A 21,338-nucleotide genomic window follows, 5' to 3' on the forward strand; every position below is an offset into this window, starting at 1 on the left:
TTCGCCAACGCTCACGGTACACGCTCTAGCCTGTTGTTTGTGCGAGCATCCTTGTCCGTCCAGGCGAACCCGCCCGGATGGATGATGCTCTCGGGGAGCGATCGAATGGGGCTGCAATCCGTCCTGCTCGGCATCGACAGGCTCAGCGCCTTCATGGGCAAGGCCTTCGCCTGGTGCATCATCGCGCTCACCGGCGTGGTCGTGTACGAGATCGTCATGCGCTACGCGTTCCGCGCACCGACGTCCTGGGCCTACGACGTCTCGTACATGCTGTACGGCGCGCTGTTCATGATGGCCGGTGCCTACGCGCTGTCGCGCAACGGGCATGTGCGCGGGGACTTCCTGTACCGCAACTTCCGGCCGGTGAACCAGGCGCGGCTCGACCTGGTGCTGTACGTGCTGTTCTTCTTCCCGGCGATCTTCGCCTTCATGATTTCGGGCTGGAGCTTCGCGCACATCTCGTTCCTGCAGAACGAACGCTCGATGTTCAGCCCGACGGGGCCGGTGATCTGGCCCTTCAAGTTTCTTATTCCGATCGTGGGCGTGCTGCTGCTGCTGCAAGGCGTGGTCGAGGTGGTGCGTTGCATCCGCTGCATCCGCACCGGCGCCTGGCCCGAACGCCTGTCGGATGTCGAGGAACTCGAACAGCAGATCCTCGCCGCCGCCGCCGCGCGCGACCCCGAGGAACTGGCGCGCGAGATCGCGCGCACCGGTCACATTCCAGGCGAACGCGCCGGCGACGAACACACCGGGCGCTAGAGCGTATGCCGTTCGCAAGGGCACACGTCATGCTCTCCAGCCTTTTGTTTTCGCGAGCATCCCTATCCGGCCAAACGAGTCCGTTTGGGCGGGTGATGCTCTAGGACCAGACAGACATGACCGACGGCGCGTTGGGGCTCACGCAGCTCTTCCTGTTCCTGATCTTCATCATGCTGGGCTTCCCGATCGCCTTCACGCTGATGGCGATGGGGTTGTTCTTCGGCTACCTCGGGATGCAGGAACGCATCTTCGACCTGCTGGTGCAGCGCACCTATGCGGTGATGTCGAACGACGTGCTGATCAGCGTGCCGCTCTTCGTGCTGATGGGCTACGTGATCGAACGGGCGAACATCCTCGACCGGCTGTTCCGCTCGCTGCAGATGGCCTCGGGCAATATTCCCGGGTCGCTGGCGGTGGCCACGCTCGCGACCTGCGCGCTGTTCGCGACCGCCACGGGCATCGTGGGTGCCGTCGTCACGCTGATGGGGCTGCTGGCCTTCCCGGCCATGCTGCGCGCGGGTTACGACGTGAAGCTCGCCGCCGGCGTGATCTGCGCGGGCGGGTGCCTCGGCATCCTGATCCCGCCGTCGATCATGCTGATCCTGTTCGGCGCCACGGCCGGCGTTTCGGTCGTGCAGCTCTATGCGGCGGCCTTCATTCCCGGTGTGATGCTGGCGGGGCTGTACATCCTGTATGCGATCGGCATCGCCATCGTGAAGCCGTCCGTCGCGCCGCGCCTGCCGCCCGAGGAAGTGAACGTCCCCTTCGGCACCATCCTGCTGTCGCTGCTGACGTCGTTCCTGCCGCTTGCGGCACTGATCGGCGTGGTGCTCGGGTCGATCCTGATGGGCCTCGCGACACCGTCGGAAGCGGCGGCGATGGGCTCGCTCGGGTCGATTCTGCTGGCGCTCGTGTACCGGTCCTTCAGCTGGGCGAAGCTGCGCGAGAGCGTCTACCTGACCGCCCGCACCTCGGCGATGGTGTGCTGGCTGTTCGTGGGCAGCGCGATCTTCTCCTCGGTGTTCGGCTACCTGGGCGGGCAGGAGCTGGTGGAGCAGTTCTTCAAGTCGCTGCCGCTCAACACGCTGACCTTCATGCTGCTGGCACAGGCGCTGATCTTCGTGCTGGGCTGGCCGCTCGAATGGACCGAGATCATCGTGATCTTCGTGCCGATCTTCTTGCCGCTGCTGGATGATTTCGGCGTCGACCCGCTGTTCTTCGGCGTGCTGGTGGCGCTCAACCTGCAGACGTCGTTCCTGTCGCCGCCCGTCGCCATGGCCGCCTTCTACCTCAAGGGCGTGGCCCCCAAGCATGTGCGACTCGAGGACATATTCCGCGGCTGCATGCCCTTCATCTACATCGTCATCTTCACCATGGTCTGCGTCTATGTCTTTCCGGGCATCGTCACCTGGCTGCCGTCGTATCTGTACGACGTGCCGCAGACCGGCGGGTCAGGGGCGGATGTGCTGGCACCGCCGACCGGTGGCTTCCAGGTGGATGACGCACCGCAATTGCCATCGTTGAACTGAACGCCGCATGGATCCCGAGGCCCGCCGCGTGCTCGCCGACGCCCTGATCGAGGCCTTCGAGACCGGCAATCCGATCGTCCCGCTGCAACCCGAACTGGTCCCCGCCGATGCGGCGGCCGGCGAGGCGGTGGCCGAAGCGGTGCTGGACGGCCTCGCGCTGGTGCCCTGCGGGTTGCGCTGCGTGCTGCAGCCGGATCGGTCGATGCGCTTCGGCCCCCTGCTGGAGCCGCGACTGATGCGCGACGGCGCGGCCCTGCCACTGGTCGCGCTGCGCCACGCGCGCGTCAGCGCTGCGGCCCTCGGCGTCCTGGGCGCGGCCCTCGACCCCGACGCATCCGGCCCACCGGTGTTGGCGGCCGTGCACGCGGCCATCGACATCGCCACCACCCGATTCCGCGACGGCGCCGTCGGTGCGGGCGCCGAGGCAGCGGACCTGGGCGGCATCGGTCATGTCGTGGTGGGCCGCCGCGCGACGCTATCGGGCGGCCCGGTCGCGGTGTCCTGTGCTGCCGACCCGAAGCGCCCGCGCGGGCTTCCGCTGGACCTGGCCGCCGCCTTCGCCGCCGCAGCCGCGGCCGCGCGCAGCCTCGGCGGGCTGCCTGAGGGCGCGCTGCTGGTCGTGGCGGGGCTGACGCCACCCGCCGAACCCGCGCCGGGCGACAACTGGACCGCCCGATTGTCCGGTCTCGGCCGGGCCCGTGTGGGCTTCGTCGCGGTGGCCGAGACCGCCTGAGCCGCCCAGGCGCACCGCGCGGCCGCGCGCGCAGCCTCGTTCAGCCCCAGGCGCGCAGCAGGGCCGCCACCCCAGCCCCCGCCCAGAGCACCAGGGCGGCAATCCCGATCCGCTCGGCATGCCACAACAGCCGTTCGCGCCACAGCCGACGCGCCATCGCCTGGATGCGCGCGACATCACCCTGCGCGAGCACGTCCGGATTGCGCGCGGCGAAGATCGACCAGAACTCGGTCCGCCGCACGTCGCGCCGTGACGACCGCCAGGCGATCAGCAGCAACACGCCGCACATCGCCGCCATCATCGCGGCCCCGCTGCGCAGCGCCAGCGGCATGTCGAAGGACAGGGACAGCATCACCGTGCCGATCGCCAGCGCGACGAAGCCGCAGGCGCGCCGGATGGACAGGTCTATGCAGAGCGGGATTTCGTGCATCACACCCAGGATATGGGGCCGGGGCGCATTCTTCCCTGCCCGTGATGTCTCGTGCCAGCGCTTTCGCGCGTGCCCCGGCGCAGGACCCGTATGGGCCAGCCGCAAAGGGCCGGCCCGGCTCCGCCTCCCGCCGTGCCGGCGGCGCAGCCGGACGGCTGCGTCAGCGCAGCCCCGCCAGCAGCAGCAGCGCCGCCGCCCCCGCCCAGACCATCATCGCGCCCTGCAACGAAAGCCCCATCCGCTCGGCGATGGCGGCCGGCACCGCGGCGGTCAGCAGCGTGGCGGTCGAGACGATCAGCGAGGCGCCGTAGAACACGATCTCCCGCGTGGCGGGCAGCAGTTCGGGCATCCAGACCGGGTGCAGGTGCCACACCACCGGCAGCATCGGGCTGACCAGGCCGTTCAGCAGGCAGATCGCCATGGTGACGACGAAGCTGTTCTGCGGGCTCATGGCGCGGCCCCCGCAGGGGTGATGCTCGGCGCCATGCCGGCGCCCAGCATCGCCAGGCCGAACACCGTGCGCGCCGCGAACAGCCAGAAGGCCGCGACCAGCGGCAGGAAGGGCGTGGTCACGTAGGTCGGCACCATCCGCCGCGCGACCCACACCGCCCAGCCGGTCAGCATGACGAAGCCGCGCCAGATGTAGTTGGTGCTGTCCGGCGCCATGAAGGCCTGCATCATGAAGCGGCCGATGCAGCCCCAGGCCGTCAGCGCCAGGATGTAGGTCACCGCCCAGAAGAACAGGTGGCCGAAGACGAAATCGGATTGCATGGCGTCCGCACAAAAAATGAGGGGGCGGCCGCGTCTCCGCAACCGCCCCCGGGAACCGCCGCCCCGAAGGGCGGTGGATTATTCGACCGCCGCCTTCTGGTCGGCCAGCCGCACGCCGCCGCGCGGCACCCGGATGTCCTCGATGAAGTCCTGCATCGCCTTGGACGGCGCAGGCGTGAACATCGAGACCAGCCAGATGGTCAGGAAGGACAGCGGCACGCCGATGATGCCGCCGGAGATGTTGTTGATCGACCACAGCCGCGCGACAAGCCGCCCGCGCAGCGCCACCGTATCCGTCGGCAGGCCCCCGAACATATTGCCGAACCAGGCCAGCGCGCCGTCCTGGACCGACGCCGCATTGGCCACCATGGCCGCCGCCTGCGCCTTGATCTCCGGGCTCACCGCGGCAAGGTTCGCGACCTGCCGCGCCGCGGCCAGGATCGCATCCTTCGACCCGAAGGTCTGGATGAAGTTCCAGCCGTAGAACTCGGTGTGCAGCAGGTAGCCGAAGGTGGCGATATAGCCGACCGCCATGCCCGCGCAGGCCGCGATGTTCGTGGTGCGCTTGTACCACACGCCCATCACCAGCGCGGCGAACAGCCCCGCCGCGGCGATGGAGAAGGCCCAGGCGACCAGGAACAGGATGTCCGCACCCATGTTCCCCGCCGTCCATGCCGCGATGAGTGCCACGAAGAACAGCAGGATGCGCGAGATGATCAGCCGCCGGGCGGTGGGCGCCTTCGGGTCGATCATCTTGTAGTAGACGTCGTGCGACAGCGCATTGGCCAGCGCCAGCAGCAGCCCGTCCGCGGTCGACAGCGCCGCCGCGAGGCCACCCGCCGCCACCAACCCCGCGATCACGTAGGGCAGGCCCGCGATCTCGGGCGTGGCGAGCACCACCACGTCCGGGTGGATGCGGAATTCGCCCCATTGCAGGATGCCGTCGCGGTTGACGTCCACGATGTTCACCCAGGGCGTGCCGTAGGGGCTGATGATCTGCCAGTTCTTCACCCAGTCGGGCAGCTGCGCGATCGGCTGGCCGATCAGCGTCTGGTAGATCTCGAGCTTGCCGAAGGCCGCATAGGCCGGCGCCGTGAAGTACAGCAGGAAGATGAAGAACAGCGACCAGGCCACCGACTGGCGCGCCTCACGCACCGACGGCGTCGTGAAGTAGCGCATCAGGATGTGCGGCAGCGCGGCCGTGCCGACCATCAGGCAGAACACGAGGGCGAAGAAGTTCACCATGGCGGACAGCGAGAACTGCCCGTTCGCGCCCACGAAGGGCGCCGTGTAGAAGCCCGTCACCCCGGGCGGCGGCGTCTGCCCCGCCGCGCGGAAGGCGGCCTCGAAGCCCTCGATGCGTTCGAGCGCGATGCCGTACATCAGCTGCGGCACCGGCACGCCCGTCACCTTCACCGACATCAGGATGGCCGGGATCAGGTAGGCGATGATCAGGATGATGTACTGCGCCACCTGGGTCCAGGTGACCGCGCGCATGCCCCCCAGCATCGAGCAGACCAGGATGCCCGCGAGGCCGAGGAACACCGCCATGGTGAACGACACATCGAGGAAGCGCTGGGTGATGATGCCCACGCCCACGATCTGCGCCACGACGTACACGAAGGACGCGGTGATCAGCACCACGACACCCAGCGAGCGCGCCAGGTTGCCGCCGTACCGCGCGCCCAGGAAGTCCGGCACCGTGTATTGCCCGAACTTGCGCAGGTAGGGTGCCAGCAGGATCGCCACCAGCATGTAGCCGCCGGTCCAGCCCAGGATGAAGGCCAGCCCGCCATAGCCGAGCGCATAGAGCGAACCGGCCATGCCGATGAAGGATGCGGCCGACATCCAGTCGGAGCCCGTCGCCATGCCGTTGTACAGCGCCGGCACGCGCCGCCCGGCCACGTAGTATTCGGCGACCACCGCCGTGCGGCTGATGATGCCGATATAGGCGTAGACGCCGATGGTCAGGAAGACGAACAGGTAGCCGATGATCCGGTCCGGCACGCCCATCTGTTCGAGGATGGCGAGCAGCACGACGAAGACCGCAAAGCCGCCCGTATACCCGGCGTAGATCTTGCCGAGTTGGGCGATGAAGGGATCCTTTTCCCCGGAGGATGCGCTCATGGGATCAATCCTCCTGCACGCCGAATTCTTCGTCGATCTTGTTCTGCTTCCAGCCGAACCAGAACAGGCCGACCACGAAGATGATCAGGCTGCCCTGCGCCGCGAAGTAGTACGCCAGCGGAAAGCCGCCGACATGGATCGGATTCAACTGCACCGCGAAGAAGTGGATGCCAAAGCCCGCGATGAACCACATCGCCAGCACGGTCCACATCAACCCCGACGTCTTGGACCAATAGGCCCGCGCGGTCGCGGGATCGACCGCGGCCTGTTGCGCACTCACCGGCTCATTGCCGGACTCGACCAAAGGCATCCCCGAATGCTCCCCCCGTTCGCCGCCTGGCTTTGCCCGTGCGGCCCCAATCCCACTTCAACGACCACCCCCGGCAGGTGAACGCATTGTCACCACGAAAGCGTGCGTTAAGACCTTGGGCCGCTACCATGCCCGGCAAAGCCGGCGCAACATCCTTTCTGTTCTTGCCCGGAGCCCGACCATTTTCCGTCTTCCAACGCTGCGCCGCAGCAACGCCGACCCTGCCGCCTTCGGCGCCTTCCTGCAGCGTCAGGCGGCCTTCGTCGCCCAGAAGACCGTGATCGACTATTGCCGGGTGAAGTCCGGCCGGCACGAGCGCCAGGTCTTCTCCGACCCCGATTTCCAGGCCGCGCTGCGCCATTGCCGGTGGCAGGTCTACCTGGGCAGCCTCGCGGACATGGGCGCGCTGGCCGAGGCCTGGTTGCGCCCGCATGTGCCGGGGCGCGAGGGCGCGCTCGCCGACGCCCTCATTGGCCTGCACGCCGCGGCACTGGCCGCGGAACCCCCACCGCCCGAGGAAGCCGAATCGGCCCGACACGCGGCCGGTGCCTTCGCCCGGCAGCTCGACACGCTGCAGCGGCAACCGCCCATCCCGGCGCAGAAAATGCCGCTGCAGGCCGATGCGCCGCTGCTCGCGACCATTCCCATCCACCCCGACCAGCGGATCGGCGAGACGCCGGCGATCCGCGGTGCGCTGCGCTTCCATGTCGTGTCGTCCCAGCAGGAGATGGAACGGCGCTTCGATCCGGCGCGGCTGGGCGCGAATCTCGTGACATGACGGTCATGTCTTGCTGCATCGCAATTTACTAATGTTAACCTCACCGAGAGGCCGCATCAACGTCGCTTCCCTTAAGTCCGATACGCCCGCGCCACCCGCGCGGTGACCTCCGCCGGTGTGGGCGGCAAGGCCGGCACGACCGGTCAGGGAAGGACAAGCGCATGAGTTCCGTTGCCTCGGATTACCACGTGGGCGCCGCGCCGCGGCCCATGTCGAAGGAGGAGCGGAAGGTCATCCTCGCCTCCTCGCTCGGCACCGTCTTCGAATGGTACGATTTCTACCTGTATGGCTCGCTGGCCGCGGTGATCGGCGCCAACTTCTTCTCCCAGTTCCCCGAGACGACGCGCAACATCTTCGCGCTGCTGGCCTTCGCCGCCGGCTTCCTGGTGCGCCCCTTCGGCGCGCTGGTGTTCGGCCGCCTGGGCGACATGGTCGGGCGCAAATACACCTTCCTCATCACGATCCTGATCATGGGCTCGTCGACCTTCGTGGTCGGCATCCTGCCCACCTCGGACGCGATCGGGCTCGCCGCACCGATCATCCTGATCGTGCTGCGCCTGCTGCAGGGCCTCGCCCTCGGCGGCGAATACGGCGGTGCCGCGACCTACGTGGCCGAGCACGCGCCGCATGGCCGCCGCGGCTTCTACACATCCTTCATCCAGGTCACGGCGACGGCGGGGCTGTTCATGTCGCTGCTCGTGATCCTGTTCACGCAGCAGATCGTCGGCCCGGACAATTTCCGCGCCTGGGGCTGGCGCGTGCCCTTCCTGGTCTCGATCGCGCTGCTCGCGATCTCGGTCTGGATCCGCCTGCAGATGGAGGAAAGCCCGGCCTTCCAGAAGATGAAGGCGGAGGGCACGCATTCCAAGGCGCCGATCTCGGAGGCCTTTTTCGTGTGGAAGAACGCCAAGATCGCGCTGTTCGCGCTGCTCGGCCTCGTCGCCGGCCAGGCGGTGGTCTGGTACACGGGCCAGTTCTACGCGCTGTTCTTCCTGGGCCAGGTGCTGAAGGTCGATGCCTTCACCACGAACATGCTGATCGCCTGGTCGCTGGTGCTCGGTTCGGGCGGCTTCGTGTTCTTCGGCTGGCTGTCCGACAAGATCGGCCGCAAGCCGATCATCCTGGGCGGCTGCCTGATCGCGGCGCTCACCTACTTCCCGCTGTTCAAGCTGCTCAGCGCGGAAGCCAATCCCGACCTGGCGCGCGCGCATTCCACCATCTCGGTGCAGGTGGTGGCCGACCCGGCGACATGCTCCTTCCAGTTCAACCCGACCGGCACGGCACGCTTCACCGAACCCTGCGACGTGGCCAAGGCGGCGCTCGCGCGGGCGTCGGTCAATTATCGTGTCGAGAACGCCCCGGCCGGCTCGGTCGCGGGCGTGCGCATCCAGGGTGGCGACATCCTGCGCGCCGACAGCCCGACCTTCGCGCGCGACCTGTCGGCCGCGCTGACCCAGGCGGGCTATCCGGCGGCGTCGAACCCGTCGGTCGTCAAGATGTCGAGCCCCTTCGACATCCTCGGCGAACAGCAGCTCGTGCTGATCGGCATCCTGACGCTGCTCGTGATCTACGTGACCATGGTCTACGGCCCGATCGCGGCCGCATTGGTGGAGTTGTTCCCCACTCGCATCCGCTACACATCGATGTCGCTGCCCTATCACATCGGCAATGGCTGGTTCGGCGGGCTGCTGCCGGCGACCTCCTTCGCCATGATCGCGCAGACGGGCGACGTGTATTTCGGCCTCTGGTATCCCATCGTGATCGCGCTGATGACCGTCGTGATCGGCATCTTCTTCGTGCCGGAGACGAAGGATCGCGACATCTACGCCGCGGACAGCGCGCCGCGCTGACCGAGGCCGGCGGCGCCCGGGACAAGCCGGGCGCCGCTTCCCCACGTGCCGAGCGACCGCGGACGTCGTACTTGGTTGAGACTGCGTCGAAAGGCGCAATCTCGAACAGACACTTAACCCCGACGAAACCGCTCGCTGGCTAGTACCACGCCCTCCCCTCCCGCTCGTCACGAGGACCGGCGTGTTTCGGCATATCCTGACAGCGCCGATCGTCGGCGACGGGCGGCGCCGGCGCGGACCTGTTCATCTTCGGCCGCGGCAGCGGCGGCGACCTGGTGCTGGACTGCACCCCCGGCACGCACCGGCTCGACCTGCGCGGCCTCGCGCTCGGCAGTTTCGCGTCGCTCACCATCATCGATGGCGCGGAGGCATCGCTGATCACGTTCGGGCCGGACGACTTCGTGCTGCTGCTGGGCGTGGACGCCGCCAGACTATCGGCGCGCGACATCCTGCTCTGACACGGCCGGCGGCATCGCCGGGCCTGTCCGCCAACGTCGCCGGTTTGACGGCTGCACGCCAGGCGACCGCAACACCGTTGGCGGCAGGATGATGCGGCATTGGCCGGGGCGGCGGTGCCCGGCATAGTGGCGTCACGGCAGGAGACAGCGCGGGGCCCACCGCCATGCCACCCCAGACCCGGTCTGCAGGATCACCAGCCGCCGCGCTAGCCGGCGGCATCACCGCGGCGATGTCACCCGCCCCGCCCTGCTTTGCCGCCGACACGCCGCTTGCGCAGGTGCTGGCGGACATGGCCGCGGCGCGTGCTTCGGCCGTGCTCGCGGTGGATGGCGACGCCCGGCCGGTCGGCATCCTGACCGAACAGGACATCGCCCGCCGCGTCGCCTTCCGCCTGTCGCCCGAGGCCCCGTTGCATGCCGCCATGACGGCACCCGTCACGACCTGCGCCGAGGATGCCGGGCTGTGGCAGGCCGTGGCCGTGCTGCGGGCCGGCCATCTGCGCCACCTACCCGTCATTGGCGCCGGCGGGCGCTGCATCGGCATGCTGCACCGGGCAGAGACGCTGGCGGCGGTGTCCGGGCGGCTTCTGCTGCACCTCGATGCGCTGTCCGGCGACGATGCCGCGGTAAAGCAGGCGCAGGCCGGCATGGCCGCCGCCCTGCTGGCCGAAGGCGTGCCCGCGCGCGACCTGGTGGGCCTGGTCAGCGGCATCAACATCGACCTGCACCGCCGCGTGCTGGACCGCGTGCTGGCCACGCACGGCACCCCGCCGGTGCCCTTCACGCTCGTGGTGATGGGCAGCGCCGGGCGCGGCGAGAGCCTGCTGCGCCCTGACCAGGACAATGGCCTGATCCTGGCCGACTACCCCGATGCCGAGCATGACCGCATCGACGTCTGGTTCCGCCCGATGACCGCCGCGCTGAACGACGGCCTGGCCACGGCGGGCTTCCCGCTGTGCCCCGGCGGCATCATGGCGCTGAACCCGCTGTGGCGGAAAACCCTGCCGCAATGGTGCCGGCAATTCGACCACTGGGCCCGGCGGCGCAGCGGCGCGGCCCTGCTGTTCTCCGACATCGCCTTCGACTTCCGGGCGGTCGCGGGGGATGCGGCGCCGGCCGCCGCGCTGCGGGCGCACCTGTCGCGCCTGCTCTCGGCCAGCCCGGCGCTGCTCGCCGCGATGGCGGCGCAGAACCAGGGGCTGACTGTCGGCCTGACGCTCTGGGGCGGCTTCACCGACGACGAACCGGGCCCCGGCACCCGCACCGACCTCAAGCTGCACGGGCTGATGCCGCTGGTCGCCGCCGCACGGCTGCTGGCCCTGCGCGACGGCATCGCCGAGACCGGCACCATCGCGCGGATCGACGCCCTGGCCCGCCACGGCGCCATCGCGGCGCGCGAGGCCGCCGCCCTCGCCGATGCCTTCGACCGGCTGGTCGACACCGTGCTGCGGCAGCAACTGTCCGACCATGCCGCGGGCTTGCAGCCCGGCAGCCTGGTCGACACCGGCGCCCTGCCGAAGCCGGCGCGCACGGCGCTGCGCGATGCGCTGCGCGCGGTGCGCAGCTTCAGCCGCGGCGTCTTCGGGTCGTTCACCGGGCAGCTCTGGTAGCGGCGGCGTCAGAGACAGTTCGCGAATGCGCCGTTCGGCGCATTCTGCAGTCCGGCACCGGCCCGCTCCCCCACCCGGCCACCCAATCCAGGATACTGATGTGGGTGGCCGGGTGGGGGAGCGGGCCGGTGCCGGCATTCGCAGACGGTCTCTTAGAAGGCCTCCGCCCCCGCGCCGACATGCAGTTGCATCCGGCTGCGCCGCGCCAGGTCCTGCAGGTCGTCGACGCCGCGCGCGGTGGCGCGCGCAATCAGCTGCACCCACAGCGCCGCCGTCGCCTGTGCATCGCCCAGCGCCTGGTGGCGGCCCTCGATCACGATGCCGGCGCGGCCGCACAGCCCATCCAGCGAATGGTCCGGCTCCTGCGGGTCGAGCCAGCGCGACACCACCAGCGAGCACAGGATGGGGTTCGGCACCGCGGGCGCGCCGCGATGCTCCTCCATGAACAGCAGCGTGCGGTCGAAGGAGGCGTTGTGCGCGACCAGCACATCCTGTCCCGCAAAATCGAGGAAGGCGGCGATCGCCGCCGCCGGACCGGGCGCGCCGCGCACCGCCGTGTCCGTGATGCCGTGATAGGCCATGCCCGCGGGCGGGATCGGCCGGCCCGGATCGACGAGCGTGGCGAAGCGGTCCACCACCTCGGTATCGCGCACCCGCACCGCGCCGATCGCGAGAAGCCCGTCGCCATCGGTCGGCTTCAGACCGGTGGATTCCAGGTCGAACACCACGTAGCGCTGGAAGGCCAGTGGGCCGGGCGGCAGCGCGGCATGGAAATGCGCCCGCGCGCGCACGAAGTCGCGCGGCGTGGGCTGGAGCCCGCGGGCAATGGCGGCGGCAGCACGGCGGAGGATCCCGCTCATGCCAGGACGGTGCCACGCGCAGCGCCCAACGTCGATTGATCTGGCGCAATGGCGGCGCGCACCCTGGTCTGCGACCCTTGCCCTGCAGCGAAGCGCCAGTCCAGGCTTGCGGCGAAACACGGGAGGCACGCGCCATGACGCGCTACGACGATACCTATGCGCGCTGGAAGCAGGACCCCGTCGGCTGGTGGCAGGCGGCGGCGCAGGCCATCGCGTGGGACCAGCCACCGGCCCGCGCCTTCGACCCCGCGATGGGCGTCTATGGCCGCTGGTTCCCCGGCGGGCGGCTGAACACCTGCTTCAACGCAGTGGACCGGCATGTGACCGCCGGGCGCGGCAAACAGGCGGCGATCATCTGGGACAGCCCGATGACCGGCCAGGTCGAGACCATCACCTATGCGCAGCTGCTCGACCGCGTGGCGCGCCTGGCCGGTGCGCTCGCCGCGCGCGGTGTCGCCAAGGGCGATCGCGTCGTCATCTACATGCCGATGGTGCCCGAAGCCGCGATCGCGATGCTCGCCTGCGCGCGCCTCGGTGCCGTGCATTCGGTAGTGTTCGGCGGCTTCGCGGCGGCGGAGCTCGCCGCGCGCATCGCGGATGCGAAGCCGCGCGCCATTGTCACGGCGTCCTGCGGGCTCGAGCCCGGGCGCATTGTGAAGTACAAGCCGCTGATCGATGCCGCGATCGCGCTCAGCCCGCACAAGCCGTCATCGGTGCTGGTCCTGCAGCGCCCGCAATCGCCCTGCGAGCTCATCACGGGCCGCGACGAGGACCTGCTGGCAGCCGAGGCCACCGCCGCACCCCACCCTTGCGTCAGCGTCGAGGCGACCGACCCGCTGTACATCCTCTACACCTCGGGCACGACGGGCGCGCCCAAGGGCATCCTGCGCGACACCGGCGGGCACGCGGTCGCGCTGCACAACTCCATGTCCATGGTGTACGGCGTAGGGCCCGGCGACGTGTTCTGGGCCGCGTCCGATGTCGGCTGGGTGGTGGGGCATTCCTACATCGTCTACGCGCCGCTGCTGGCCGGCTGCACCACGGTGCTGTTCGAAGGAAAGCCCGTCGGCACGCCCGATGCCGGCACCTTCTGGCGCGTCTGCGCGCAGCACGGCGTGAAGGTGCTGTTCACCGCGCCTACTGCGATCCGCGCCATCAAGAAGGAAGACCCCGAGGGGCTGCACCTGAAGCGCCACGACCTGTCGAAGCTGGAGGCGCTGTTCCTCGCGGGCGAGCGCTGCGACCCCGACACCATCACCTGGTCGCAGCGGCTGCTCGGCAAGCCCGTGGTGGATCATTGGTGGCAGACCGAGACCGGCTGGACCATCACCGGCAATTTCCGCGGCCTCGGCCTGTTCCCGACGAAGCCCGGCTCCGGCGGCAAACCCGCGCCAGGCTACGACGTGGTGGTACTGGACGAGGCGAACCAGGAGGTCCCGCGCGGGCAAATCGGCAGCCTGGCCATCCGTCTGCCGCTACCGCCCTCCTGCCTGCCCACGCTGTTCAACGCCGATGACCGTTTCCGCGATGCCTACCTCTCGGCGCATCCCGGCTACTACAGCACGGCGGATGCCGGGATGATCGACGCCGAGGGCTACGTCTCGGTGATGTGCCGCACCGACGACATCATCAACGTGGCCGGCCACCGCCTGTCCACCGGCGCGATGGAGGAGGTGCTGGCATCGCACCCGGATGTCGCGGAATGCGCGGTGGTCGGCGTGCGCGACACGCTGAAGGGCCAGGTGCCGCTCGGGCTTGTGGTCCTGAAATCAGGCGTGGCGCGCGCCGATGCGGAGATCGCGACCGACCTGGTGACCATGGTGCGCAACCGGATCGGCCCCGTCGCCGCCTTCAAGGAAGCGCGCGTCGTTGCCCGCCTGCCCAAGACGCGCTCCGGAAAAATCCTGCGCGCCACGCTGCGCAAGATCGCCGATGGCGACGACTACGTGGTGCCGCCCACCATCGACGACCCGCTGATCCTGGAGGAGGTGACGGGCGTGCTGCGGGCGGCGATGCGCTGAGGGCTGCCCGGCGCGCCTTCAGCCGCCATCCTGCCGGCTGCGGCGGCATCGTGGCGGCGCTGCACGCCTGCGCATCGCGTGAGCATCGCGTGCGCATCGCGTGCCGCGGCCACGCATGGTCGGTGCGCACGCACAGCAAGCGCCGGCATCCCTCTGCCGCGGCGCCGAGGCGCCACTCCCTGCCTTGCGCGCGCACCGGGCCGCCGATGTCGCCCGCCGCGTCAGGCACCGCGTGAGACTCCCGGCACCCGCATGCGCCGAAAGTCGCCCGTTCAGGCGGCCCCGCCGCGCAGGATCGCGATCGCCTCGATCAACAGCACCAGTTCCCGGCCGCTGCCCGGTTCGCGCACCGAACCGCTGAACTGCAGCGCGAGCTCGTTCCTCCCAGCCTCCAGCGCGACATCGAGCACCGCCTCCTGTGGCTCCCGCAGGCCGCTGCCGACCGCCAGGATCGTCGTCGCGGGGCCGCCATTCACCGCGGCGCGCATCTCCTGGCGCGGCAGCAGGCTGCGGTAGCGCAGGCGCAGTTGCACCACCTGTGTCGCGGGTGCCTCGACAACCAGCCTGGACTGGCGCGAGACGATCCAGCGCACGCCGGCGGGAATGTCGAGATCCGCGAAGGGGCCTTCCGGCGGGCCGACGCCCGAACACAGGTCCCAGCGCAGCGCCGGCCCGTCCGGCGGGACTTCACCCCACGGCGGGTCGCGCGACGGCGCGCTGGATACGTCGCGCGACGGCGCGCTGGATACGTCGCGCGAAGGCGCGCTGGACACATCTCGCGTCGGCGCGCCGGGCACGTCGCGCGACGGCGTGCCCGATATGACCGGCGAAGGCGCGCCCAAGTCACCGTGCGGCAGCACGCCGGCTTCATCGCGCAGCAGCGCGCCAGAACTCTCCCCCGCGGCCGCCAGGGCACCAGACACGGCCAGCGCCGTCCCAGCCATCGGCGCGACCGACACGGCGCGCAGCAGCGGCACCGCGGCATCCGTCGCCCCGGCCAGCAGGTCCCAGGCCGCGGGCATCCCCTGGCACAGCAGCGCCGCGGGCAAGGTCGCCGTGGCGAGCCACCCGGCGCCGACCGCGCCGACCTCCATCGGCACCGGCACGGCATTCACCAGCAGCGCCAGCCCGCGCAGCGCTGCCACGTCCCCCGCATCGAACCGGAACGCCAGCACGCAGGGCTGCGCCGCAACCGCCGCGACCTCGCCGCTCAGCGCCGGCGCGATGCGCCAGCCGCCAGCGGGTTCGGCCGCGGAGGTGACGCGCGCCATGGCGCCCTGCGGCAGCCGCCCCGGCCGCGCCGCGGCATCCTGCGCCACCGGACCCACGCGCACGGCACCGACCAGCACGCCCAGGTCGCGCGCCTCGTTCGCCGGGCGATGGGTGAAGGGCAGGCGCAGCCTCAGCATGACGCGCGGCTGCGCGCGCCCCGGGCCCGCGCCCTGCACCGCCAGGCGCGCACCGCCGCCGATTCGCGTGGCCGACACCGTCAAGGGCACGTCACCCACCATCGCCTCGCAGCGGTCGAGCTGCTCGGCGCCGAAGAAGGACAGCAGGCTGAATTCGACCTCCCAGGGCTCGTCGAAGGGCCAGTCGAAGGCGATGACGGGCTCGCGCGCCGTCCAGCGCACCTGGCGACCGTCCACCGTCTCGGGCCGGTGCCAACCCGCGTCCATGCGCAGAAGATCCAGCGGCGTGGCCTGTGCGCGCCGCACCAGCGCAGCGGTCGCCTTGTGGCGCACCCAGAGCGTCGCGACCTGGTCCATCAGCGCGCCGGCGCCGTTCGCCGCGCGGTAGCGTTCCCCGGCCTCGGCGGAGCGCGCCTGCAGCGCGTCGATCCGCGGCAGGGCATCGGCAAAGGCCTCGGCGATCGCGGCCACGCCATGCGGCCGATACGCCACGTGCCCCGCCCCCCAATGCCGCGCCTCGTGTTCCAGCCAGGTGCCCTCGGGCACCACCACCGGCAGGCCGAGGCTGATCGCCTCCCACAACACGCCCGAGGATTTGCGCCGGTACAGCGCCGGATCATACGGGAACAGCGCGATGCGCGCGCCGCGCAGCAGGTCGGCATAGGCGTCCGGCGCCAGTCGCCCGGTCGTCAGCTCCAGGTTCGGTGCACCGGCCGTGACCGCCGGCAACGCCTCGGCCGCCGCGCGCGCCGCGCCCCAGGACGACGCCGCATTGACATGCGCCGCGAAGCGCCAGCCGGGATGCACTGCCGCCAGGCGCGGCATCAGGTCCGGCAGCAGCGCGACACCCTTGTCCACCCGCGCATCGCCGGCGAACAGCAGCGCGCGCAGCGGTGCCTCCAGGCCCGGGTCGTGGCGGATCGGCAGCGGGTGCGGCGGCACCGGGCGGCCCAGCAGTGCCGAGAATTCCGCCGCATGCTGGCCGCCGCTCGCGAACAGGTGGACCGCGGCGCCCGGTTCCAGCGCCACCCGGTCGGCCAGCCGGTAGAACAGCGCGCGCAGCGGGTCCTCGACCACCGCACGCCCCGCCGCATCCACCGCCATGCCGGAGGGGAACATCAGGTGCACCACGAACAGCGGTGCCTCGCGCGCATCGAAGCCCTTCATCCAGCCGAGGAAGCCGGCCAGGTGGTTCTCGGTGGTGGTGGGCACCAGCACGCAGTCCGACGGGCGGAATTCGTGGCGCGGCAGCGCGGCCAGTTCCTCCAGCAGCAGGTCGTTCAGCACGCGGTAGTCATCGAGCCGCCCGGTCACCGGGTCGGCATGGCGCACCGCGTAGGTGGTCTCGGTGAAATGCGGCAGGATCCGCACGCCGCCGATGGTGGCGGGCGCGAAGCGCCGATGCGCGATGATCGTCGCCGGCTCCCCGCGCGCGATCGCCTCCTGCGCGATCGCGAGGTCGTAGGCGAGGTGATGCCCCGCCTCCCCTTCCAGGTTGGGGTCCAGGATGAACAGCGTCATGCGGGCACCTCGATGAGGGCGGCGGCAAGCGCCCCGAGTGCGGCGCCGCGCAGCATCGGATGACGCGCGAGATGGCGCAGCAGCGCCGCAGCGGCCTGCTGCGTCGCGTCATCCTCGCGCGCCACCGCCAGCATGTCGGCCAGCGCGGCCAGCGCGCCATCCAGGTCCTGCGCCGCCAGCGCGGCATCCATGGTCGCGCGCGCCGCCGCATCCCCGCCAGGGCGACGCGCGCCGCGCAGCAGCGCCCGCGGCCAGGCGCCCGACAGGCTCGGCGAGGCCACCGGCACCGCGCGCAGCAGCACCAGGCAGAGGCGCGGCGGCGCCGGCGCGGTGATGCGCAGCGCCTCCTGCGCCGCGACCTCGCATGCGGCGAAGGCACAGCCGCCCAGCATGGCGAAGCCGACTGCCGTGCCATCCGCGCGGTGCAGCAGCGCAGCGTCGTCCGCACCCTCCGCCCAGACCGAGAGCCGCCCCGCAGCGGGGGCCGCGAAGCGCGCGCCATCGGCGCCCCAGGCGCCGGGCGGCAGCAGCATCGCGCGGCTCATGCGCGCGCCTCGGCCAGCGCGGCATAGAGCGCGGCGTGGCGCGCGGCGATGTGGCGCCAGTCCAGCGCCTCGGCTCGCGCGCGGGCCTCGGCCCCCAGCGCCGCCGCCGCCGCCGGGTCGGCCGCCAGCGCCAGCACGGCATCGGCCATGCTGCGCGCATCGCCCGGCGGGGCCAGCCGCGCGGCACTGTCGGTCATGTCGGCCACGCCGCCGACATCGGTCGCGACCACCGGGCGCCCGCAGGCCATCGCTTCCAGGATGGCGTTGTTCGCCGTCGCGTCGTGCAGCGGCAGCAGCAGCGCGTCCGCGTCGCGATAGGCCGCGCGCAGCGCCTCGTCGGTCAGCCCGCCCTCGACCTGCACGCCGGGGGGCACGCCGCGCGGCGGGTTGGGCGAGACGATGCGCAGCCGTGCATCGAGCCCCGCCGCGCGCAGCGCCGCGAAGGTCGCGAACAGCGTGTCGAAGTCGCGCAGCCAGTGGCCGACCGCGAGCAGGCGGAAGCCATCCCCCGTCGCACGCGGCCCCGGCGTGAAGAAGCCGCTGTCGATACCATGCGGGATGACGTGCAGCCGTTCGGCCGGCAGGTGCCGCGACAATGCCGCGCGCTGCGCCTCGCACAGCACCACCACCGCATCGAGCGCGCGCAGCATGGCGGCATTGACCATCCCGGCCAGCAGCGCCGGCGGCTGGTGGAAGGTCGCCGCCATCGCTGGGCGTTGCCCGCCTTGGAACAGCGCGGCGGGGACATGCGGCAGCAGCCACAGGGCCAGTTCCCCGTCGATCGCGTGCAGCACGTCGAAGCCCTCGGCCGCGCATTCGGCGAGAAGGTCGGCCTCGGCCAGCCAGGCATTGCCCTGCTGGCCGAAGGGCGCGGTGCCGAGCAGCCGGCCCCAGCTCCGCCACGCATCCGCCTGCGTGCCGGCCAGGCCAGCGCCGAGCGGGGTGGCGCGCAGGGCGGCATCGACCCCGGGCGGCAGGTGCCGCAGGAACTGCCACGGGCCGGACTGCGCGCCGTGATGTCCATGCTGCGCCCGCAGCGCCATGACACGCAGTGCGCCCGCCGCGCTTGCCTGCGCCGCCGGCGCGCGCACCGACGCCACCGCGGCACCGCCGGCCTCGCGCAGCATCAGGTTGGTCGGGAAGCGCAGGAACTCCGCGCCCGGCACCGCCGCGACCGCGACCGGCGCGCGCGCGAAGGCGCCCAGCGCGCGGTCATGCGCGGCGGGCGTAATGTCGCGCCCCTCCCCCGCCAGGTCGCGATACAGCGTGGCGAGGCGCGCACCGATCACGCCGGTCGCGTTCTCTACTTCGGCCTGAGTGCGCGCGCGCGCGCGCATCGCGGCATCGCCATGATGGTGTGCTGCGAAGCGCCGCAAGGCCTCGGCCAGCGCATCGGCGCCCGCGGCCGTGGCCAGGATGCCGCTGGAGCCCTCGCGCACCAGTTCCGGCAGGCCGCCGACCGGTGTCGCGACGCAGGGCGTACCGCAGGCCATCGCCTCGACCGCGACGTTCGGGTAGTTGTCCTCGATCGACGGGATGCAGGCGAGGTCCGCCGCCGCGAGGATGTCGGCCAGCACGTCGTCCTGGGTGACCTCGCCGAAATCCAGCCGGCGCATCCCCGGCACCTCGGGCAGCGCGGACCGGCCGAAGCCAGCCAAGGCCACCTGTGCACCCGGCGGCAACACCGCCGCAAGCCGCCCATCCGCGGCCAGCGCCTGCAGCGCCGCGGCCAGCAGCGCGCCGCCCTTGCGCGCCTCCCGGTTGTCGTGCGCGCCGGCGACCAGCAGTAGGTCGCGCGGGCCGAGCCCCCAGGCGGCGCGCAGCCCGTCGCGGTCCGCGCGCGGGGCGAACAGGTCGGTATCGATGGGGTTCGGGATCACCTCGATCCGGCAGCCGCGCAGGATCGCGCTCTCGGCCGCGCGCGCCGCCATCCAGGAGGAAGGTGCCACCACCACCGGACCCGGCGCCGACCAGGCGGCGCGCTTCTCCGCGAAGGCGTTGGGCACCAGGGACCAGGCATCGGCCAGTTGTGGGCAGCGCAGGCAGGCGGTGCGGTACTGCTCACAGCCCGCCGGATAGTGGCAGCCGCCGGTCATCGGCCACATGTCGTGCAGCGTCCAGACCACGGCCCGCCCGGCCGCGAGCCAGGCCTGCAGCGCCGAGGGTGCCACCGCCCAGGTGGACCAATGCAGGTGCAGCACGTCGGCCGCGGCGAACAGCGCCTGGCGGTCGAGTGCGAGTGCCGGATGCGCGATCGAGAACAGCGTGTTGGTCGCGGCACTGCGCGCCGACTGCACGAGGCCCCATTGCACGCGGTCGTGCAGGGCGGTGGCAAGCGCGGCCTCGGCGGCATCCTCGGGCGGGCGCGGGCGCAGCAGAATGTCCCCAGGCTCGGTCGCCTCGCCATCGATGAAGGCGAAGGCCGACAGCACCCCGGCCGCGCGCGATGCGCGGTGCGCGCGCCGCGCGGCCCGCCCGGCGCCGCCAGCGGCACCGTGCGACACATGCATGACGGTCAGTGCCACGTTGCGCCAAAGCCCCCGCCGCGCGGCGAAAGCGCGGCAGGTCGGCGGTATACCGCACCCCGCGCAGGGTCAAGGCGCGGCCCGGGAATTCCGCACACGGATACGCGACGTTGCTGTAGGATCGCGCAAAGGCCCGCAGGCACCGCCCGGAATCAGGGCCGCCATGACGGGATGCCACACCGGAGGCCGCCCTGCAGGACGACAGACCACCCTTCCTCGTCACCATCGCAACGCAGCGCAGCGGCACCAAGTTCCTCGGCACTTCGCTCTCGGCGGGCAGCCTGTGCAAGTCGCTCGGGGAGGTCTTCCAGCCCGGGCATGGCGGCGCCGACTTCCGCGGCTTCTTCGGCGGCTTCGTCGCCACCCGCGGCGGCTTCGGGTTCGAGGCCGAGGAGATGGGCGCCGCCCTCGATGCCTTCGTCGAGCAGCTGCGCGAGCGCGTCGCGCCGGCGATGCTGCATTTCGACCTGATGTACAACAACCTCGGCAGCTTCGCGCCGATCTGGTGCCTGCCTGCCGCCGCGCCCGGGGCGAATTTCCTGGTCAATTGGCTGAAGACACGCCGTGCCGGCGTGATCCACCTGGTCCGCCCCGACCTTGCGGAATGCTTCGCCAGCCACGTCATCGCCGAGACGCGCGGCGTGTATCACACCGGCAACGATGCCGATGCGGCGCGCGACATGAAGCTGACGCTTGGGGCGGAGCAGGCGGTGTCCTACATGCTGCCCATCCTGCGGACCCGGCGCTACGTGCAGCGCGCCTTCGTCGGCCATGTCCGCTTCCTGGAAGTGGCCTATCCCGAGATCATCGGCGGCCCGGCCGTCGCGCCGGCGCAGGCCGAGCGCATCGCGCGCCTGGCCGGCTTCGGCGCGGGGGAAGGTGCGCGCATGTTCGGCCCCTCCCCGCTGCGCCAGACCGCGCCGGACAAGCGCGCCCTGGTGACGAACTTTGAGGACATGGAGCGCCTGGCCAACAGCCTGCAGCGCTTCGTCAACGACGGCTGAGCTCAGTGTCCGTTTGAGAATGCGCCCTTTGGCGCATTCTCGAAGTCCGGCACCGGGCCGCACCCCCACCCGGCCACCCATCCAGGATACTGTCGTTC

18 protein-coding genes are annotated in these 21,338 nt (G+C 71.0%); 9 read left to right on the top strand and 9 right to left on the bottom strand.

What is annotated here, in order from left to right:
• The first annotated feature begins 105 nt into the window (after nt 1-105).
• The 3 genes from MWM08_RS17830 to MWM08_RS17840 all read left to right on the top strand — a co-directional run bounded on the left by MWM08_RS17830 (nt 106) and on the right by MWM08_RS17840 (nt 3,021).
• Nucleotides 106-759 carry a TRAP transporter small permease subunit gene (locus MWM08_RS17830; RefSeq protein ID WP_244407848.1) on the top strand — a complete coding sequence of 218 codons (654 nt, stop codon included), beginning with the start codon at nt 106-108 and terminating at the stop codon, nt 757-759.
• A gap of 116 nt (nt 760-875) precedes the next feature.
• Nucleotides 876-2,288 carry a TRAP transporter large permease gene (locus tag MWM08_RS17835; protein ID WP_244407849.1) on the top strand — a complete coding sequence of 471 codons (1,413 nt, stop codon included), beginning with the start codon at nt 876-878 and terminating at the stop codon, nt 2,286-2,288.
• Between the two features lie 7 nt (nt 2,289-2,295).
• Nucleotides 2,296-3,021 (top strand): hypothetical protein, encoded by a 726-nt coding sequence (locus MWM08_RS17840; protein WP_244407850.1) that lies wholly within the window; start codon nt 2,296-2,298, stop codon nt 3,019-3,021.
• A 40-nt stretch (nt 3,022-3,061) separates the two neighbouring features.
• Here MWM08_RS17840 and MWM08_RS17845 read toward each other — a convergent pair whose 3' ends face one another.
• From MWM08_RS17845 to MWM08_RS17865, 5 genes are all read right to left on the bottom strand, one after another.
• Entirely contained in the window at nt 3,062-3,451 is a 390-nt protein-coding gene (locus tag MWM08_RS17845) for a hypothetical protein (protein WP_244407851.1), read from the bottom strand.
• Nucleotides 3,452-3,611: 160 nt separating this feature from the next.
• The gene (locus tag MWM08_RS17850) at nt 3,612-3,902 is read right to left on the bottom strand and encodes a hypothetical protein (RefSeq protein ID WP_244407852.1); all 291 of its coding nucleotides are present in this window, start codon (nt 3,900-3,902) and stop codon (nt 3,612-3,614) included.
• Nucleotides 3,899-4,222, bottom strand: coding sequence for a hypothetical protein (locus tag MWM08_RS17855; protein WP_244407853.1), 324 nt, complete (start codon nt 4,220-4,222; stop codon nt 3,899-3,901). The genes MWM08_RS17850 and MWM08_RS17855 overlap by 4 nt, the downstream gene beginning before the upstream one ends.
• Nucleotides 4,223-4,300: 78 nt before the next feature.
• Nucleotides 4,301-6,349, bottom strand: coding sequence for a sodium:solute symporter family protein (locus MWM08_RS17860; protein ID WP_244407854.1), 2,049 nt, complete (start codon nt 6,347-6,349; stop codon nt 4,301-4,303).
• 4 nt (nt 6,350-6,353) lie between these two features.
• On the bottom strand, nt 6,354-6,629 hold the full coding sequence (locus MWM08_RS17865) for a DUF4212 domain-containing protein (protein ID WP_244407855.1): 276 nt from the start codon (nt 6,627-6,629) through the stop codon (nt 6,354-6,356).
• A gap of 7 nt (nt 6,630-6,636) precedes the next feature.
• On the opposite strand from MWM08_RS17865, the gene MWM08_RS17870 reads away from it, so the two are divergent.
• From MWM08_RS17870 to MWM08_RS17885, 4 genes are all read left to right on the top strand, one after another.
• Nucleotides 6,637-7,437, top strand: coding sequence for a hypothetical protein (locus tag MWM08_RS17870; protein ID WP_244407856.1), 801 nt, complete (start codon nt 6,637-6,639; stop codon nt 7,435-7,437).
• Nucleotides 7,438-7,598: 161 nt separating this feature from the next.
• Entirely contained in the window at nt 7,599-9,287 is a 1,689-nt protein-coding gene (locus MWM08_RS17875; RefSeq protein ID WP_244407857.1) for an MFS transporter, read from the top strand.
• A 275-nt stretch (nt 9,288-9,562) separates the two neighbouring features.
• On the top strand, nt 9,563-9,745 hold the full coding sequence (locus MWM08_RS17880; RefSeq protein ID WP_244407858.1) for a hypothetical protein: 183 nt from the start codon (nt 9,563-9,565) through the stop codon (nt 9,743-9,745).
• A 230-nt stretch (nt 9,746-9,975) separates the two neighbouring features.
• Nucleotides 9,976-11,355 carry a DUF294 nucleotidyltransferase-like domain-containing protein gene (locus MWM08_RS17885; protein ID WP_244407859.1) on the top strand — a complete coding sequence of 460 codons (1,380 nt, stop codon included), beginning with the start codon at nt 9,976-9,978 and terminating at the stop codon, nt 11,353-11,355.
• A 152-nt stretch (nt 11,356-11,507) separates the two neighbouring features.
• Here the strand turns inward: MWM08_RS17885 and MWM08_RS17890 are convergent, their stop codons facing one another.
• Nucleotides 11,508-12,215 carry a 3'-5' exonuclease gene (locus MWM08_RS17890; RefSeq protein WP_244407860.1) on the bottom strand — a complete coding sequence of 236 codons (708 nt, stop codon included), beginning with the start codon at nt 12,213-12,215 and terminating at the stop codon, nt 11,508-11,510.
• A 134-nt stretch (nt 12,216-12,349) separates the two neighbouring features.
• Here MWM08_RS17890 and MWM08_RS17895 point away from each other — a divergent pair, with 134 nt between their 5' ends.
• Nucleotides 12,350-14,236, top strand: coding sequence for an AMP-binding protein (locus MWM08_RS17895; RefSeq protein WP_244407861.1), 1,887 nt, complete (start codon nt 12,350-12,352; stop codon nt 14,234-14,236).
• Nucleotides 14,237-14,508: 272 nt separating this feature from the next.
• Here the strand turns inward: MWM08_RS17895 and MWM08_RS17900 are convergent, their stop codons facing one another.
• From MWM08_RS17900 to MWM08_RS17910, 3 genes are read right to left on the bottom strand one after another with little or no spacing between them, the layout of a single operon-like run.
• Nucleotides 14,509-17,166 (bottom strand): hypothetical protein, encoded by a 2,658-nt coding sequence (locus tag MWM08_RS17900; protein WP_244407862.1) that lies wholly within the window; start codon nt 17,164-17,166, stop codon nt 14,509-14,511.
• Nucleotides 17,163-17,711, bottom strand: a complete 549-nt coding sequence (locus tag MWM08_RS17905) for a hypothetical protein (RefSeq protein ID WP_244407863.1) — start codon at nt 17,709-17,711, stop codon at nt 17,163-17,165. Before MWM08_RS17905 ends, MWM08_RS17900 begins: the two co-directional genes overlap by 4 nt.
• Nucleotides 17,708-20,236 carry a glycosyltransferase gene (locus tag MWM08_RS17910; protein WP_244407864.1) on the bottom strand — a complete coding sequence of 843 codons (2,529 nt, stop codon included), beginning with the start codon at nt 20,234-20,236 and terminating at the stop codon, nt 17,708-17,710. Before MWM08_RS17910 ends, MWM08_RS17905 begins: the two co-directional genes overlap by 4 nt.
• Nucleotides 20,237-20,631: 395 nt before the next feature.
• Between MWM08_RS17910 and MWM08_RS17915 the strand changes: the two genes are divergently transcribed.
• Nucleotides 20,632-21,240, top strand: coding sequence for a hypothetical protein (locus MWM08_RS17915; RefSeq protein ID WP_244407865.1), 609 nt, complete (start codon nt 20,632-20,634; stop codon nt 21,238-21,240).
• Nucleotides 21,241-21,338 lie beyond the last annotated feature (98 nt).

It is taken from the genome of Roseomonas fluvialis (assembly GCF_022846615.1).
Lineage (GTDB): Bacteria > Pseudomonadota > Alphaproteobacteria > Acetobacterales > Acetobacteraceae > Neoroseomonas > Neoroseomonas fluvialis.